Genomic DNA, 17,005 nt, shown 5'->3' with positions numbered 1-17,005 from the left:
AACACACCATCAGAAGATCTGGTGCCTTACATATGAGCTGCACTCATCGTGCTAAAGCTGAAAGTGCTCCACCATCCCTTTCAATTGATCCGACAAATGGTGGAGATCTCCCGCATTCTGTTTGACACCGGCACTGCTCTCGGCAATCTCCTCGGCCGCCTCGTTGACACCGACGATATCCTGCGCCATGTCCGCAGCCACAGCCGTGCTTTCAGCCACACTGGCGCTCACCTCAGCCATCCCCTGGGAGGCCTGGGTGATGCTGTCCGCAATGTCACGGGTGGCCATGGACTGCTCATCCACCTCTTCTGCAATGGACGAAACGATCTCGTTGGTCTGGAAGATCACCTCGGAGATGTGTTCGATCTCCTTGACCGTTTCATCGGTGGAGACCTGAATGCCGTTGATCTTCTGCTTGATCTCCTGGGTGGCTTCGGCGGTCTGATGGGCCAGGTGCTTGATCTCGTTTGCCACCACGGCAAAGCCCTTGCCCGCCTCCCCTGCCCTGGCCGCCTCAATGGTGGCGTTCAAGGCAAGCAGATTGGTCTGGGCGGAGATCTCGGTGATCGCCTCGGTCACCGTATTGATCTCGTGGGCAACCGCGCCCAGGGCTTTGACTTTTTCTGAAGACCGCTTGGCACTGGAGACCGCCTCCTTGCTCACGTGGCGCGCTTCCTCGGAGTTGCCTGCGATTTTTTCGATGGTGCCGGTGATCTGTTCCGTGGCCGCGGCGACCCGACCGATATTCTGGGAGGACTGCTCAGCGGCGGCAGCCACCGAGGCCATGTTGGTGCTCATCTCTTCGGCGGCCGCTGTGGATGAACTTGTCCTCTCCATGGTCTCCCGGGCGCCTGAGGACATCTGGGCTGACACTGCCGAAAGATTGGAAGAGGAAGCGTTGAGCTGGCTTACGCCCGCCGAAATATCCCGGAACATGTCCCCCAGGGTTCCCACCATGGAGTTCAGCGCCCCCACAAGGGTACCGATCTCATCATGCCTCCGGGTGGAGAGGGTCCGGCTGAAATCACCTTTGGCAACGGCCTCGGCAAAGGTCACCGCCCGTATGATGGGCCGGGTGGCGCGCCCGGTGATCACATAAACCGTGGCCACGAGCAGCAGCATGGCAACCAGGGCCACCCCAAGGCAGACATACCGGATGGTGTGTGCCTTCTTCAGGATCTTTGCGGTGGGGATGCTGATCATGGCTGCCCAGGGGGTGTCGGCCTTGCCGATGCAGATAGGAACGCCCATGCGCACCACCTCACAGCCCAGGATCGCAGAGTGGTTGGTCCCATGAAACGGTCTTCCGTCCCGGATGGCCTGTTCAAACCCTTTTCCCCAGGAGGTCTCCTTAAAGAGGCTCTTACCGGGTCGCCCGTTTGCAGGGTGAGAGACATACACGCCCCCGTTGGAGACGATGGAGAGGTAACCCGTCCCGTAAATCTTAATGCCGGCAAAGGCATCCTGAAAGGTTTTCAGGGCGATGTCCACGCCCACCACCCCCAGGACTTTTCCGTCCATGACAATGGGCACGCTCACCGTTGTCATCAGGTGATTTCGCCCCCCGATATTGAAGGCATAGGGTTCGGCAAGCACCTCTCTGCCGGTTCGCTGGGGCACAAGGTAGTAGTCCCCGTCGCCTTCACGCCGGTAGTTCAGGCTGGGCCGCAGCTTCAGGCTGCCCGAGCTGCGGCTCCAGATGGGCACAAACCGCCCGGTGGCGTCGTGGCCCTCGGCGTTCACAAAATCGGCATCCCTGCCGTCCAGAGCGTTGGGCTCCCAGATCGTCCACACACCATAAAAACCGGGGTTTTTGTCTATCACCTGTTTCATGAGGTGCGTCAACAAATCCCGGCGGGACAGGTCGCCGTCCACCTTGTCAAGTCCGGTCACCACCCCCCCAAAGACCTGAGCCAGGGTTCGGGCCGAGTCCGCTGCGATCTCCACTTCCGCTTTGACAACGCCGCCGTACCGGTAGGCCATCTGCTCCGCTTTTTCCAGGGCTTCCGTCTCTGCCAGGTTGCCGGACATCACGGCAACGATCCCGATGGTCACCGTAAAAGCCAGGGCCATGACCGAACAGATGCTCAACAGCATCCGGGTTCTCAATTTCATTGTAGTCAACACGTCACATTCCTTACATTAAGAAAACCAGGGCCTGCTCGAACCCAGACATGTGCCGTTCGGCTCACGCGCCTTGAACGAGGCATCGCCGGGCACATCCCTCAGCTCAACCGCAGGCTTATATCAAAACACTTGTTCTGTTTAATTCTCAAAAAACAGCCACCCCGTGGGCTGGCCTTCGCCATAATCCGTCGGTCCATGCCGGAACACGGGCCTCTGCGGATTTCAGCTGCATCGATCAGCAACCCCTCAACAGGATATCATCCTCAAAAACCGATTGTTAGGAGGTGTATCTGCCCAGGGGAGCCCGTCGTCATTCATCAACGGACTCAATGCGCGGTTTTTTCTAAAATGAAAGTTCTGGAATGTCAATACAGAAATGAACACCGTTTAGCAACATCGGGGAACACTCGTTGAGGCAGGATAAAAAAAGGCGCGTCCACAAGGAACGCGCCCATTTAATTGTCGGGAAGCAGGGGTTGCCTTTACCGGGCGTCAGGCCCGCCCAAAATCTCCGGAAAGAAGCACGGGATCAATACCAAGACGATCCAGGGCTTTTTCCCATCGTACCTCCGCCGGGACCTCAAAGATCAAGTCGATACCGGATTCCACGGTCAACCACACATTGCCCGCAAGCTCCCCTTCGAGTTGCCCGGCGGCCCACCCGGAGCTACCGAGAAAAATAGCTACTTTTTCAGGCCCTTCCCCCCGAGCAACAGCCGACAGGGTCTCCATGGAGTTTGACAAGGCCACGTCCTCTCCCATGGGGAAGGTACCCTCATGATCAAAGGGGGGCCCGTGCAGGAGAAAGATCTCATCCAGCTGAACCGGGCCCCCCGTGTACACAGGTACATCCACGGCGGCATCCACATGTTCGAGCTTGAACTCCTGATAGACGTCACGGGCCGCCATCAGGTGACTGGGACGGTTGACGATAAACCCCATGGCCCCGTCCACGGTATGCTCGCAGAGATACACCACGGACCGTGCAAAATTGGGATCCTTCATGGACGGCATGGCCAGGAGAAAATGCCCCTTAAGGGAATGAAACGCATCTCCGCTCATCGTTGGTCCCCACCCTTTGAATGGTCATGTGTCATCACGGATCGACTCACCATAAAAACCCTTTCGCCGAACCGTGCCTATCGGCCGTAGTTGTCTTCCAGGCGGACAATATCGTCTTCTCCGAGGTAGCTTCCCGACTGTACTTCAATGAGTTCCAGGGGAATTTTCCCCGGGTTTTCAAGTCGGTGCACCGTCCCCAGTGAGATGTAGGTGGATTCGTCCTCCTTAAGGAGGATCTTTTCGTCGTCCCGGGTGACGATGGCGGTTCCCCGCACCACCACCCAGTGCTCTGCACGGTGAAAATGCTTCTGCAAAGAGAGTTCGGCACCGGGCTTGACGGTGATGCGCTTCACCTGGAACCGATCGGCCACGTCAATGCCCTCATAGGACCCCCAGGGCCTGTAGACCACGGTGTGGAGCTGGGCCTCGGAGCGGGTGTCGGCCTTGAGCTGGCTGACGATCTTCTTCACGTCCTGACCGCGGCTCCGGGGTGCCACCAGAACGGCATCCTTGGTCTCCACGACGATCATGTCTTCAATACCCACCGCCGCGATCATCCGGCTCTCCCCCTGGAGCAGGGAGGAAGAGACGTCGTGGGTCACCACGTCCCCTTTGACCACGTTGCCGTTCTCATCTTTGTTTCCGATCTGCCAGATGGCGTCCCAGGAGCCCACGTCGTTCCACCCGGCGGCAAGGGCGATCATCACCCCCTTGTCGGTCTTTTCCATCACCGCATAGTCGATGGAGTCCTCGGGACAGGCGGAAAAGGCATCACAATCCAGGCGGAAAAAATCGAGGTCCGATGCCCCTTTTTCCACGGCCTCCCTGCAGGACGCCACGATCTCCGGGGCGAGCCGGTCCAGCTCACCGAGGACCTCCCGGCACCCGAACATGAACATGCCGCTGTTCCAGCAATACTCCCCGGATGCCACGTAGGACTCGGCGGTCTCAAGGTCCGGCTTTTCCACGAACCGGTCGATGACCACGGCGCTTCCCCCGTTTACGGACGCGCCTTTGCGGATATAGCCGTACCCGGTCTCCGCAGACTCAGGGACGATGCCGAAGGTGATGAGGCGCCCGGTCTCGGCCAGGTCTCGGCCCTCGCGCATGGCGTCATGGAGCTTGTCGGCATGGGTGATGGTGTGATCAGCGGGGAGCACGAGCAGGGTGGGATTCTCGTCGACCTCAAGGGCCTTGAGCGCAGCGGCGGCAAGGGCCGGAGCCGTGTTTCTGCCCACGGGTTCCAGCATGATGGCCAACGGCTCGATGCCGATGCTGCGAAGCTGCTCGGCCACCATGAACCGATGGTTTTCGTTGCATATCACGATGGGACGCCCCATGGCCTCGAACCCGGAAAGGCGCAGCACCGTGTTCTGCAACATGGTATACTCGTTGATGAGACCGATGAGCTGCTTGGGGTGAAGTTCGCGGGATAGGGGCCAGAGCCGGGTGCCTGAGCCCCCGGCAAGGATAACGGGTATCACCATGGTGAGTCCTCTTTGATATCGATTGTTAACGATGGTCCATCAAGCGATGGCACAAAAAAACCGGAAAAACAGCTGTCAGTTGCCACTCCGGTTTCAACATGCCGTACCTGTTCCAGACTAAGCCAGGTGCAGAGGCAAGTCAAGGGAGGGCTCCCCTGCGTTGACAATGGGATGACAACATGGTTTCCTTAACTTCCGGAACCCCCTGTCATCGGCCCTGTTGGGCCGTTTGCCTCCTCACCGGCCCACCATTCCGGGTCGGGACGAAAAAAGCCGGGCATTAATACACCAACAACTCGGAAGAAACGATATTAAGGAGCGGTATGCCAGCCCCCACCGATCACGATCCTTTAAAACAAACCATCTGGCCGCCGGTCTTTCGCGCCTCCATCCTCGGCGCGGTCATCTCAAAGCAGATCAACTACGTGGGGTTTGCCGACCGGCGCGCGGCCACGGTCATCACGGTGAACTCGTTTCTCATCCCCATCGCCCTCTCGGGCCTGGGGCGCCCCCAGTGGCACTGGGGCATCCTCCTGGGCGTCTCCGCCTCGGTTCTCAGCATCTTTTTTGCCGTCCTCAGCCTCATTCCAAGGCGCTACACGAAAAAAGGGGACCCGAAGCCCCCTTTGCTCCACTTTTCAAGCATTGCAGAGTACACCGAAGAGGCCTATATCGAAAAAATGGCCGAGATGCTGGAGAATTCAGCCACCATGGGGACCATGGTGGCCCGGGACCTCTACCGCATGAGCACCGTGATTCTCACCCCGAAGTTCAAACTTCTCAAACTCAGCTACATCAGCTTTCTGGCCGGCTACACCCTGGCCCTTGCGGCCATCTTCGCCGGGCAATTCCAGCTCATGTAATCCATAAGGTCATGAAACGAGGGCCTTCCCACCCCCTGTTCCCCTATAACCTATAACCTATCACCTATCATCTATTTCCTGTTTCCTATTTCCCCCCCATCCTCTGGGCCAGTTTCACCCACTCGATCTCCTGGAGGTTCTGGACAGTGTTGTGAATAAGCCCTTTTTTGATGGTCTCGCGCTTTTCGGCCCGGTCCGTGATGCCGTGATAAGGGAGCATGGCCATGAGGGCCTTGTCCTTGGCCTTCTCATCCGGGGTCAGCACATCGCCCCTGCGGGTAAAAAACGGGTCCTCCCCTTCGGCGCAGGGGGTGTCGAAGACGTTAAAATGCCTGCAGGCCAGGGGGCGCATGGGATGAATGCCACAGCCTCCGTCCACGAGGAACGGACACCCGGCCCCGGGGTGAAACCGGGCGAGCTGGTGCTGGATGGTTTGTGCGGCCTCTCCGCTGAGGCTCTCAATGGCGTACCAGTAGATCCCCGCAAGTTCCAGGGGGTAGACAGGAATGGTGACGTGGGTGGAGCAGCAGGTGGAGCACCCTTTAGCGCATGCAAGCCGTCGTCCTTTCTTGAGTTGGGCCTCCACGCTGGCATAAATGCCCTTGTCCGCGATGATGTAAGCATCCAGAAGCATGGAAAGCCATGAATGGGCCTTCTCCGCCTCGGGATAGGAGAGCCGTTGCGGCTCGGGGTAGTTGCTTGATCTCTTCTTCTTGGCCATGCCATGCCTGACGGAACCCGGCATTTATTAAAAATAACGGTTGCGTATCCTGTGGCCGGGGCATCCGTTGCCGGGTCACTGCATCGCCGTCTGCCCCGCCTGAAAGAATCGGTTTGAAAACCCCGAGGGGCCTGTTACTTGTCCTGATGATCGAAAATAATCTTTTCCATTCGCGGCAAAAACAGGTAATGAATGGTCTCTTTCACCCAATCCCAGTAGGCGTCGCACTCTCCGTCCATGCCCAGGAACCGGGCGTAGGTGGAGCTTGCCCCCAGGTAGTTGGCCGCCAGGACGGTAAAGCTGTAAACGAACTTGCTCACCTCCTCGTCCGATGCGTTGTGGTGCACCTTCTGGCGAAAGGTCTTGAGGAAGCTGTCGTGGAACACAGCGTACTGGGCCGAGGCGGGAAACTGATCGAAGTTTTCCACGTGGGCCGTGTTCTGCATGAGGGTCCGGAACAGGTCCTTGTTGGAGAGATGAAAATCAATGACCCGCTCGATGAAAACAGCCAGCCCCTCATCGGTGGTGTAAGCGTCCAGGCCGTCGAACCAGTGTTCCATGAACTCGCGGAACTCCACCACATGCTCTTCCATGACGCACTCGAACAAGCCGGCCTTTTTCGGGAAATAGTAATGAATGATCGGGTGATCAAATCCCCCAGCCTTTCCCACCATCCGGACACTGGCCGCATGGTAGGGATGCTCTGAAAAAACCTTGCGGGCGGCATCCAGAATGCGCCGCCTGGTGGCCTCGCCCTTGGTCAGGTTGCGGGGTGCGTTCGTCCCTGTTGCTTTGGATGTATCCATAGTCTCCATCGGGTTCATGGTCATTGGCATGATAAACGACAATTCGTGGAAGCCTCCTTCACCGAAGGAGGGATCAACTTTTTTACCACACGTTCAGGAATTATCAAAGCGAAACCGGCCACACCCGGTTTACCGCAGGGACTCTTTTCGAAAATCCGTGGCCTTCATGGGCAGGTTATACCGGATCTCCTGGAGAAGGAGGCGTGTCTGTCCCCCGTTTCCCGCCCGGCTCATCACCACCTCATAGGGAGTCAGGATCCCGTCGACGGTCCGGATATCCTTGTTCTCAAGAATTTTTAACAACTTGCCCTTGGAATAGTAGTCCATCTTCCTCAGGAACCAGTCCTTCTCGCTGATGTAAAGCACGGTCTTGTCATACACCTTCTTGCCCCTGATCCGCAGGCTCTCCACCATGTAGCAGGGCTCTCCGGCCACGGTCTCCTTGCCCAAAAGGGTGTAGGCGTAATCGTCCACATCCCGTGACGCGATATCCTCATAGGTGAAGTGGGAGTTCACAAAGGCCTTCTTTTTCGAAGACTGGCTGATGCGTTTGACCCGGCCCGAGGACATCTGGAGCCACTGGTCGTCATCCCTGCCCTTGTGGGCGTGGGTCAGCAGCTTGATGCGGGACGGCTTGTGAAACGCAATGAGGGCCCGGTCTTCACCGTCTTCGGTGTCCATGGCCGTGAGGGTGAAGATCTTTTCCGTCACCTTACCCCGTTTTTCAATCTCCATGACCACCTCGCTGGTGGCCGTATCCGGGCTGGCGATCTCCTCGGACCGGTCCACCACCTCGCGCCCCGTGAGGGCAAAGGCCCCGGTATGGATCATCACACCGACAACCGCAAGAATCATGATTTTTCGCATTTTTACCATCTATTCCTCTCTTCCGGTGACCATTCGCCTCCCCATGCCTCTGGCAGAAAGAAGCCGGACCGTCACCTCAATGTCATAAAAACACCTGTGCCGCGCCGCCGCACAAGCTCCGCCCGGGCCCAACACGGACACAGCCGGTTGGGTTAAAATTGATACTCTAAAGTCACCATGAACAGGTCCCGGTCCCTCAGGTACCAGAACGGGGATCCCACCTCGTTCAGCTCCGGGGCAGATCCGTCATAAAACACCAGGGAGCCCTCCACCACCAGGCCGTTTTGAAAATCGTACCCCACCTTGGCCCAGGTCATCTGCCCTTCGTCCTCCCCGTCCATCACCCAGAAAAGGGAGACGGGAATCCGGCTGCTTAAAAAGCTGTCCTGGTATCGGAAGGCAAGGGTTTCGTCGTAAAACGGGTCCCCAAGGCCATTGCGGGTGTAGCCCGACCGATGAGCCTCCAGGGTCACCACCGACTCCCCCTCGTGGGCGGGGAACCAGTCCACCACCGGAAGGAACCAGTTCAGCCCGGCCGACACCGACCAGAAACCGGAGTCCACAATCTCATAGGGAAACACCATGGCAGCCGGATTACTCGTGTCCTGGGTGACATACCCCTGCTTGTCAAAGCTCCACGCCCCTTCCGCCTGCACCACGCACTGCCCCAGGTCGGCGGAGACGTCTGCCCCCACAGAGGTGACATCCCCGTGGAAAGACCGGGCCACCACAGACACCGGCTCCCCCGGTTCCATAATCACCCGGTCCGGTGTGATGAGGGGCTCACGATCGGGGCCGTGGTAGGCACTCAACGAGAGATCGCAGCTGCCCACGCTCCGGGACGCCTTGATCCCCACCCCCGCATTGTCCACGCTTACATCGCGCTCTTCGTTGTCCGTACGTTTCACGGGCAGGGAGAAGTTATCGGGATCGATGTAAAAATAGTCCCCCTCCCAGGCATTGAGCCGCCCAACGCCCATGGGCATGAAAACCGCCTCCACGGAGTAGTCCCCGATAAAACGCAGCATGGAGACCGCAGGCACCCCCTGCAGCAGACCGTCCTCCTCTTTCAGGAAAAGTTCCCGGAGATCTTCGGGGTTGAAGTAACTGGTGGGGTTGATGAAGTCGGCGGTGCCCCAGGCAAAAACCTGGTTTCCCACCCGCCAGCGGCTTGTGTCCGTCTCCTTTTCCACATAAAGCTCCCGGAACGAGAGCTCGACTCCCCGCGACGACAACGTGAGGTTTCGCCTGAGGGTGGTCCCGCTGTCGCTGTAGCGGATCTCCCCTCCCGGAGAATCACTGAACACGGCATCGTTGATCCGCAGCTCAGGGGTCCCATACACAGAAAACCCCTCCCCCGCCCAGAAGAGCGCCCCTTCCAGCCTCACCTCGTTGCTGATCATGCTGTCTTCGACATAATCCGTATTGTTCAAGGGTGCCATGCTCTTGGCCCCGAGGGTCCACTCGGCCTCCACACCCTCCGGCAGCCAGGCGCACACCGGACACACCCACCCCACACACACGGCCCAGATCAGAACAACACAGGCCACAACCCTACAACACATCAGACACATCTCCCCGGGGCATCACCTTGTGCCTCGTCCCTGCACAGCGCAGGCTTTATCAGGTAAATCAACGCCGGCAGGATCAGGAGATCCCCCAGCAACGCAAAAAACATGGACAGCCCCGCCAACGCCCCAAAGGCAATGACGGGCTTCACCGACCCGGTCATAAACACAAAATAGGCCGTGCACAGCACCATAGACGTCATCACGATGGGCTTGCCCGTATCCCCAAAGGTTTTCACCAGGGCCTCCCGGATGCAGAGCCCGGCCTCGCAATTCCGCCGAAACCAGGTAATGAAATGGATGGTATCATCCACGGCAATGCCGATGGTAACGCTTGCGATCATGATGGTGGAGGTGTCCAGGGGGATGCCGACCCACCCCATGATGCCCAGGGTGGTGCAGATGGGAAACAGGTTGGGCACCATGCTGATCAGAGCCAGAAGCGGGCTCTTGCACACAAAAAACATCATCACGAAGATCAGGGCAAAGGCGGTGCCGAAGCTTCTGATCTGGCTGATCTTCAGGTTCTTGTCCATGGTGTTGTAAAGGGACGAGAGCCCTGTAAACCGATACCGGTAGTTACTTCCCAAAATCTGCCCCACCCTTGCCTCGGCAAAGGCCCGGACCTTTTCGGCATTGGCGTTGGACCCGAACCTGGAGGCAAAGGAGATGCGCGCCATCCGGTAATCCGGGGACAAGATCCGCTCCAGCACCTCAGGGTCTGCCAGTTCGTAATAATCCAGAAGGTCTGTGCGACTCTCCGGAAGCGCCCCTTTTCCACCGTCTCCGCCGGTAAAAGCGCCATGGATCTCGGCAAAGTAATCTGCCGCAGAGAACACATGGGTGTACTGCCCGGCCATATGGGCCATCACCTCCTCCGCCACCTCAGAGAGCACCTTCATGCTCTCCGGGTGGGTAAAATCACTTTCCGGGCCCACCGCCTCGATCACCATCTCAACGGGGACGGTCCCCCTGATATTGCCCTCCACAAACCGAATGTCCTTTTTTACCCGGTTGCCGTCCTTGAGGTACGCGGCAAAGTCCGTATCAAACCGAAGGCGGGTCATGCCGTACCCCACCCCTGCCGCCGCCACAACAAAGACAAGCACCACCATTCCGCTGCGAGCCACCACCCAGCGCCCCAGGCGCGTCAACATCCCGATCAGGGGATCCTGGGCCCCCTTGCCAAGGGGGGCTCGGTCCCCATGGCGTTTTTCCACAGCCGCACGGCACGCCATCAAAAACGCAGGCAGGACAAACACGGACATGAAAAAAGCGATCATGACGCCGACGGCGGTGAACACCCCCACGATCTTCACAGGCCTCACCGTTGTGGTCACAAAGGAGAGATAGCCCATGCCGGTGGTGAGACTGGTAAACAGACAGGGTCGCCAGAGGTTGCGGGCCGCCTCCCTCACCGCAGCCCGATGATCACGGCCGTTGCGGTTGTACAGGGTGCGGTAGTGGGAAAGGATATGGATGGAGTCGGCAATGGAGATGGCCAGAAGCACCGGTGCGATCACCACCGTCACCGTGTTGACCACCTCTCCGCACATCACCAGAAGCCCGACCCCCCATAAAACAATGATCAGTATGTTCACCTGGCCGAGAAGTGACAAAGCCGCATTTCTCAGCATGAGATAAACGATGACCATGATAATCAGAAAGGTCACAGGAGTAAAGAGCATGTTGTCGCGCCTTGTCAACGCGTTGATCTCCACCTCCACACAGGGGCCTCCCGAGTACCGGAGGTGCCGCCCCCCGGAGACCGCGTCCGCTGCGGCCTGAAGGGACCGAATCGCTTTGCCTTTCTCCTCATTGGAGTCAAAGGGAAGCAGCTCCACAAGAAGGCAGGTGGTGGTGCCGTCGGCGGAGATGACCTGGCCGGTAAGGATCTCATGGGACAGTGCCATCCCCCGGGAGGCCTCCGCCACCTCGAGGGTGACCTCCCCGTCGGGCAGGACCGGGTCGAAGGAGACCGTATCCTCTTCACCCACAGCCACCTCGGCGTTTGTGAGGGAAAGCACCCGCTGCACCCCGGCATGCCGCTCCATGATATCGGTGAGGTGCCGGATAAAGGAGAGATTCTCCGGGGTGAAGATATCCGTGTCCCTGAAGACCACAGCCATCACCTCGTCGTTTCCGAACACCTCCTGAAAGGCTGTGTAGTAGGCGATATCCGGGTCGTCGGCATCAAAGAACTCATTGATGTGATTACGGAAGCTCTGGTGTGCGTAAAACCAGAGAAAAGGGAGCGTTGCCAGGAACACCAGAAGCAGGACACGGCGGTGGTGCGACACCGCAACATCGATCAGTCGGTTCATGGGACCTCTCTGCTGAAGGCACATCCGGGGGCATGCCCCGGTCCGGGGCACCAAAATAACAGACGTTATGACAGGGGGAAGACGTTACAGGGTGTACCGTGTCCCCCCTGGCCTGTCAACGGATTATTAACAACGTTCACGGTACAAATCGAGCATCAACCACTGCGTCATACCTTGTCAGCATAGATGCCCCTGGGGTATCCTGACACGTAACCGAATCAGGAGAGGCCTCACCCGCCCTCGCCGGTCAATTTGGCGCCAAACACGCCCCAACACCACAACGGATCCCCCATGAAAGACACGCAGACACTTCAAACCATCCTGCGCCGTATCGACGGCAAGGGATACAAAGCTTACAAAGAGCTTCAGGGCACCTATGCCTTCAAGGCATTCACCCTCTACATCGATCATGTCCAGGGGGACCCCTTTGCACAGCCCTCGCGCCTCCGTGTCCGTGTGGACCGCAACGCCTCCGGTTTTGACAACAGCTTCACCTCAAACCCGAGCCGAACCACGGCCCTCTGCGACTACCTGACCCGGCTCTTCGCCCGCACCGCACGGAGCACAATCAAAGGAACCCGGGGCACAGGCAAAGGTGGGCTCATCCTCATCGACACCCCGTCCCAGGAGATCCTGCCCCGCACGGCCATGTCCGTCACGGACGACCACGTCGAGGCCCGCTTCTTCCTCGGGCTGCCCGCCTTTGGGAGACGCATCGCCGGGCGGGATGCCATGGAGATGCTCCTCTCCGAGCTTCCGGCCATTGCCACCGAAGCTCTCTTCTTCAAAAAAAACAGACGAGCCGCCCTCACCGCCCACGTGACATGCTGCGAAGACGCCGATGCCCTGAGGGCCCAGCTTCCAGGCCTCGGGCGGGTGGCCTTTGTGGCCGACGGCGCCCTGCTCCCCCGGGCAAGCGGCATCGACTCAAGGCCCCTGGGCAAAGGGACCGTTCCCTTCTCTTCCCCGGCCTCCCTGCGCATGGAGGTGGAGCTGCCCAACCGGGGCAAGGTAACGGGCATGGGCATCCCCGAAGGGGTCACCCTCATCGTCGGCGGCGGGTTCCACGGCAAGTCTACCCTGTTGAATGCCCTGGAGCTGGGGGTCTACAACCACATCCCCGGGGACGGCCGGGAGCTGGTGATCACCCGGCCCGATGCCCTTAAAATCCGGGCCGCCGACGGCCGCAGCATCTCGGGCACCGATATTTCGCCTTTTATCAACAACCTCCCCTTCGGACGCAGCACCGCAGCCTTCCACACCCAGAACGCCAGCGGAAGTACCTCCCAGGCCGCAGGGATCTGCGAAGGAATCGAAGCTGGAGCCCGGCTCCTCCTTCTGGATGAGGACACCTCGGCCACCAATTTTATGATCCGCGATGAAAAAATGCAGCGCCTGGTGGCATCGGAAAACGAACCCATCACCCCCTTCATCGACCGGGTCACAGAACTTCGCACGCGCCAGGGCGTCTCCACCATCCTTGTCATGGGCGGCTCCGGCGACTACTTTGCCACGGCAGACCATGTCATCCAGATGACGGACTACGCCCCGGAAGATGTCACAGCCAAAGCCCACGCCATCGCCAAAGAGCATGCCGACGGCCGCGTGAAGGAAACCACCGGCCCCCTGCGCCCCGTGGCCCACCGCACCCCGCACCCCCAAAGCATCCCCCTTGAGGAGCGACGGGGACGGGTCAAAATCACCACCTACGGACGCCACGAAATGGTCCTGGGCACCACCCGCATCACCTTTGACGACGTGGAACAGATCGTGGAAGCCTCCCAGACCCGAGCCCTTGCCCAGGCCGTGGCCATGGCCGCCCCCCTCATGGACGGCTCCCGCACCCTGGCAGACATCCTGGACCAGGTCATGGACACAGTTGAAGCAAAGGGCCTCGAATCCCTCTCCGACATCCTGAGGGGCGACCTGGCCGCCTTTCGAAAGCTCGAACTGGCCGCCGTCATCAACCGCGCCCGGACATTCAACGTCACGGGAAAAGGCAGGCCTCCGGCAGCGAGGTGAGCCACCTCGAAAGCTGATTGCCCTTGCGCTTTGCCCTTCGTTCCTCAGGTCAAGGCGCAAGGGCCTTCGACTCGGGCTTCGCCCGACACAAACGCGAATGGTTTGTGTGGACTGGATCACAAGCGTCGGCTTCACAGGATACGTTGTCGCTACTTGTCCATGATGGATTTAACCGCACTGCCGCCAGCAGCCAAGAGCCTCTATCTTAGTGTGGCTTAGCCACCCCTTGGAACCCAGGTTCGCAAATGCTCCGGGGCTTCGCCCCTTCACATTTGCTGACGGGCTCCGCCCGTGGGTGGCACGCCTTACGAAACCGTGCCATTCACTATTCACCACTCACTATTTACCACTCACTATGTGCAAACACTCCGCCCACAAAAGAAAGGAACCACCTAAAATGCAACTGCGAATCTGGCCTCCGGTCTGGCTCACCCTCATGGCCGGCCTGGCTTTTCTTACGGATCGGCTGCTCCCGGTCCTCAGGCTTCCGGAAAGCCCTTTTTACCTTACCGGTCCCATCTTCTGGGTGCCTGCCCTCTGGATCTTCTGGCATGCCGTCCAAAAGTTCCGGCGGGCACATACCCCCACCCACCCCTTTACCCGCCCCAGGGCGTTTGTCGTCCGGGGCCCTTACCGCCAGAGCAGGAACCCCATGTACGTGGTGGCCCTCATGACCATGACCGGCTGGTGCGCGGTCCTGGGAAACCTCGCCATTCTGCCCTTTATCTGGGCCCTCAAAGTGGTCCTGTTCCGATTTGTCATTTCCGGGGAAGAAAAACTGATGGAAGAGTTGTTCGGGGAGAGTTACCGGGACTATTGCCAAAAGGTTCCACGGTGGGTTTAAGAAATGCGGCAAGGCGTGCCACATTGAAAGCAGGTTTCGGATGCGTCTTGGTCATCGTTTGGGCCATGACGATTTTATTGCTGACACTGTCCCAAAAACCCGGCAGCCCGTAGGGTGCACTCTGTGCACCGTGTCCAAGTTACCCAAGGTTTTGATTTTACCAAGACGGACGAGGCATGAAGGGCGCTGGTTTTGGTGCACGGAGTGCACCCTACCCGACGACGCCCCCCGATTGATCGGATTGGCGCCTGCCAGGAAACATTTACCTCGTGGCGCATACGTCACAGAACCCCACACTCCGTTTCCGTTGATTTTTCTCGGTTTTTTCAAAGGTCATTCAAGAAGAACGATGAAGGCCTGTTTGTTAAACCCAACCTTATGATTTCAGGCGATATCTTATATTGCCGGAGTTATTATGGTTAAAGTCAAGCGAATCCCAAAGTTCTTCATCGTATTTTTAGAAGAATGAAATCGGCCATTCCTGCAAAGACGGTTGCCAGATGTCACACATCATGCGAATGCCCAGAAAACGATGGCATAATAGATTCCTCCATGCATTCGCCATAGGGTTTCCAGGTGCCCCCACCTGGCCGCCGGAGGCTTGCTTTTTCCACTCACGTTGACCATAAGAAGGCTGCTTTTAGCCACCCAAGGCTATGCCTGCTTCCCGGCCAACAATGCCGCTTCTTTAAGCAAGGTCTCTTTGGTGTTGAGTTCCGGGGATTCGATCACCTTGTCAAGGAGGGCCTTGAGGACCCTTCCCACGCAGGGGCCCTGGGGAATGCCCGCATGGGTGATGAGGTCAGAGCCGTTGACGGCCAGGTGAGCCAGGGAAAAGGCGCTCTGTTTCTTGGGGGAGATCTCGGCGTACACGGCGCCCACCATCAACCGCATTTCAGCAAGGGAGTATCCGCCCCGCTTCTTTTTGTTGGCCTTGCCGTCGGCGAAGACCCCGCGCATCCAGTCCTGCCAGGACAGGCTGCTCTCGTCCAGGTCCCGCAGGATCCGGCGCACGGCCTTGGGGGTGGAATCGGCGTCGATGCGCCGCATGTGGTGGCGCACGATCTTGGAGACATAGGCCCGTTGCTGGTTGCTGAACCCCAGGCGCTCCAGGTATGCGTCCACCAGGGGCTCGCCCGCCTTTTCGTGTCCATGGAACCGGATACCGTTCTTGCCCGTGTCCGCGCACCGGGGTTTGGCCACGTCGTGCAGGGCCATGGCAAGGCGCAGCAAGGGGAATTTTGGCGAGATGGCGTCGGTGGCCATCATCATGTGCTCCCAGACGGTCTCGTCGTGATGTATGCCCCCGTCGTGGCCCACGCTCTTTTCCATCTCGGGGAAGAGATACGGAAGAAGCCCACCTTGCCTCAGGGTCTCGAAAAACAGGGACGGCGTCTCTCCTGCCATGGCCTTGAGGATTTCATGGTGGATCCGCTCGGAAGCCACGTCGGCCATAAGGCCTGCCTCGGCTGCCATGGCATCAAGGCTCTCTTCTGCCATCTCCCCGGAAAGCTCCGCCACAAACCGCGCCGCCCTCAACAGGCGCAAGGGATCCTCCCGGATTCGTTCCACAGGGTTGCCTGTAAATCGGACGATGCGCTTCGACAGATCCCCGACGCCCCCCCAGGGGTCGATGACCCGATGGGTATCCGGGCACCAGGCCATGGCATTGAAGGTAAGGTCCCGCCGAAAAAGGTCCTCTTCAAGGCTCTCCCCACGGAACGTAGCCACCTCCACCCCATTCACAAGGACCAGGGGAAAACTGCGGCCCACCTTTTCCACCCGCGCACCGTTAAAAAGCGCCGTCACCTCCAGGGCGGAGGCGTTGGTGGCAATATCGAGTTCACGTACGGGGCGCCCCAGGAGGCAATCCCGCACAGCCCCGCCTGCCACAAGGGCCTGGAAGCCCTTATCCCTGAGACGGCCCAGCACCGTCAACGCCATGGAGTGCGCCGCAAAGGCACCCGGTTCGATGGTCTTTTTATCCATAGTCAGCATCTGCACCTAAAAAAAAAGAAACGAAGAGTCGGCATACAACCGGAACATATATGCGGCTTGCCAAAGGCGAGCCGGAAATGGCGATAAAAAAAAAGCGCCGTGAACATGACGGTCCGGCACCCTTCCTTTGTCTTTGATTTACAGGGGATCGCTCACAAATACAAGGAACACGATCAACAGAGACTAAAGAAAACAAAACAAGTTAGCCACCCCAAAACAGATCAGGTAAAAAAATATCTCGTCCATTACACCTTGAAGAAATCCTGATTTGCATTATATTGAGTCTTCCCCTGATGGACGGCAGGGGAGGCGACCC

At 58.7% G+C, this 17,005-nt stretch carries 12 protein-coding genes; 3 read left to right on the top strand and 9 right to left on the bottom strand.

Annotated elements, in window-relative coordinates:
- Positions 1-51: 51 nt before the first annotated feature.
- From ACOYW0_RS21635 to ACOYW0_RS21625, 3 genes are all read right to left on the bottom strand, one after another.
- Positions 52-2,097 carry a methyl-accepting chemotaxis protein gene (locus ACOYW0_RS21635; RefSeq protein ID WP_482415832.1) on the bottom strand — a complete coding sequence of 682 codons (2,046 nt, stop codon included), beginning with the start codon at positions 2,095-2,097 and terminating at the stop codon, positions 52-54.
- Between the two features lie 522 nt (positions 2,098-2,619).
- Entirely contained in the window at positions 2,620-3,189 is a 570-nt protein-coding gene (locus ACOYW0_RS21630) for a YqgE/AlgH family protein (RefSeq protein ID WP_482415831.1), read from the bottom strand.
- A 77-nt stretch (positions 3,190-3,266) separates the two neighbouring features.
- Positions 3,267-4,676, bottom strand: a complete 1,410-nt coding sequence (locus ACOYW0_RS21625) for a mannose-1-phosphate guanylyltransferase/mannose-6-phosphate isomerase (RefSeq protein ID WP_482415830.1) — start codon at positions 4,674-4,676, stop codon at positions 3,267-3,269.
- 323 nt (positions 4,677-4,999) lie between these two features.
- Between ACOYW0_RS21625 and ACOYW0_RS21620 the strand changes: the two genes are divergently transcribed.
- Entirely contained in the window at positions 5,000-5,539 is a 540-nt protein-coding gene (locus ACOYW0_RS21620; RefSeq protein ID WP_482415829.1) for a Pycsar system effector family protein, read from the top strand.
- Between the two features lie 85 nt (positions 5,540-5,624).
- Here ACOYW0_RS21620 and ACOYW0_RS21615 read toward each other — a convergent pair whose 3' ends face one another.
- From ACOYW0_RS21615 to ACOYW0_RS21595, 5 genes are all read right to left on the bottom strand, one after another.
- A complete protein-coding gene (locus tag ACOYW0_RS21615) occupies positions 5,625-6,260 on the bottom strand; it encodes a YkgJ family cysteine cluster protein (protein WP_482415828.1) in 636 nt (211 codons plus the stop codon).
- Positions 6,261-6,394: 134 nt separating this feature from the next.
- The gene (locus ACOYW0_RS21610; RefSeq protein WP_180142099.1) at positions 6,395-7,066 is read right to left on the bottom strand and encodes a TetR/AcrR family transcriptional regulator; all 672 of its coding nucleotides are present in this window, start codon (positions 7,064-7,066) and stop codon (positions 6,395-6,397) included.
- Between the two features lie 129 nt (positions 7,067-7,195).
- Positions 7,196-7,942 carry an outer membrane lipoprotein-sorting protein gene (locus tag ACOYW0_RS21605; protein WP_482415827.1) on the bottom strand — a complete coding sequence of 249 codons (747 nt, stop codon included), beginning with the start codon at positions 7,940-7,942 and terminating at the stop codon, positions 7,196-7,198.
- A 143-nt stretch (positions 7,943-8,085) separates the two neighbouring features.
- A complete protein-coding gene (locus tag ACOYW0_RS21600; RefSeq protein WP_482415826.1) occupies positions 8,086-9,498 on the bottom strand; it encodes a DUF1302 family protein in 1,413 nt (470 codons plus the stop codon).
- Entirely contained in the window at positions 9,498-11,825 is a 2,328-nt protein-coding gene (locus tag ACOYW0_RS21595; RefSeq protein ID WP_482415825.1) for an efflux RND transporter permease subunit, read from the bottom strand. Before ACOYW0_RS21595 ends, ACOYW0_RS21600 begins: the two co-directional genes overlap by 1 nt.
- 291 nt (positions 11,826-12,116) lie before the next feature.
- Between ACOYW0_RS21595 and ACOYW0_RS21590 the strand changes: the two genes are divergently transcribed.
- Together ACOYW0_RS21590 and ACOYW0_RS21585 are read left to right on the top strand one after the other, a co-directional pair.
- The gene (locus ACOYW0_RS21590) at positions 12,117-13,847 is read left to right on the top strand and encodes an ABC-ATPase domain-containing protein (protein ID WP_482415824.1); all 1,731 of its coding nucleotides are present in this window, start codon (positions 12,117-12,119) and stop codon (positions 13,845-13,847) included.
- 397 nt (positions 13,848-14,244) lie between these two features.
- A complete protein-coding gene (locus tag ACOYW0_RS21585; RefSeq protein WP_482415823.1) occupies positions 14,245-14,691 on the top strand; it encodes a methyltransferase family protein in 447 nt (148 codons plus the stop codon).
- 654 nt (positions 14,692-15,345) lie between these two features.
- Here the strand turns inward: ACOYW0_RS21585 and ACOYW0_RS21580 are convergent.
- Positions 15,346-16,689 (bottom strand): CCA tRNA nucleotidyltransferase, encoded by a 1,344-nt coding sequence (locus tag ACOYW0_RS21580; protein ID WP_482415822.1) that lies wholly within the window; start codon positions 16,687-16,689, stop codon positions 15,346-15,348.
- Positions 16,690-17,005 lie beyond the last annotated feature (316 nt).

Source organism: Desulfoluna sp. HI9BLuna (assembly GCF_056829775.1).
Note: the sequence above shows the minus strand (reverse complement) of the source record. Positions and strands in the feature narration are given on the sequence as shown.

What these genes read in the sequence shown, in the direction of transcription:
- ACOYW0_RS21610 (WP_180142099.1), bottom strand. Translation starts at nt 7,066, where the DNA reads ATGGATACATCCAAAGCAACAGGGACGAACGCACCCCGCAACCTGACC.
- ACOYW0_RS21620 (WP_482415829.1), top strand. Translation starts at nt 5,000, where the DNA reads ATGCCAGCCCCCACCGATCACGATCCTTTAAAACAAACCATCTGGCCG.
- ACOYW0_RS21580 (WP_482415822.1), bottom strand. Translation starts at nt 16,689, where the DNA reads ATGCTGACTATGGATAAAAAGACCATCGAACCGGGTGCCTTTGCGGCG.
- ACOYW0_RS21590 (WP_482415824.1), top strand. Translation starts at nt 12,117, where the DNA reads ATGAAAGACACGCAGACACTTCAAACCATCCTGCGCCGTATCGACGGC.
- ACOYW0_RS21600 (WP_482415826.1), bottom strand. Translation starts at nt 9,498, where the DNA reads ATGTGTTGTAGGGTTGTGGCCTGTGTTGTTCTGATCTGGGCCGTGTGT.
- ACOYW0_RS21585 (WP_482415823.1), top strand. Translation starts at nt 14,245, where the DNA reads ATGCAACTGCGAATCTGGCCTCCGGTCTGGCTCACCCTCATGGCCGGC.
- ACOYW0_RS21605 (WP_482415827.1), bottom strand. Translation starts at nt 7,942, where the DNA reads ATGGTAAAAATGCGAAAAATCATGATTCTTGCGGTTGTCGGTGTGATG.
- ACOYW0_RS21625 (WP_482415830.1), bottom strand. Translation starts at nt 4,676, where the DNA reads ATGGTGATACCCGTTATCCTTGCCGGGGGCTCAGGCACCCGGCTCTGG.
- ACOYW0_RS21595 (WP_482415825.1), bottom strand. Translation starts at nt 11,825, where the DNA reads ATGAACCGACTGATCGATGTTGCGGTGTCGCACCACCGCCGTGTCCTG.
- ACOYW0_RS21635 (WP_482415832.1), bottom strand. Translation starts at nt 2,097, where the DNA reads ATGCTGTTGAGCATCTGTTCGGTCATGGCCCTGGCTTTTACGGTGACC.
- ACOYW0_RS21630 (WP_482415831.1), bottom strand. Translation starts at nt 3,189, where the DNA reads ATGAGCGGAGATGCGTTTCATTCCCTTAAGGGGCATTTTCTCCTGGCC.
- ACOYW0_RS21615 (WP_482415828.1), bottom strand. Translation starts at nt 6,260, where the DNA reads ATGGCCAAGAAGAAGAGATCAAGCAACTACCCCGAGCCGCAACGGCTC.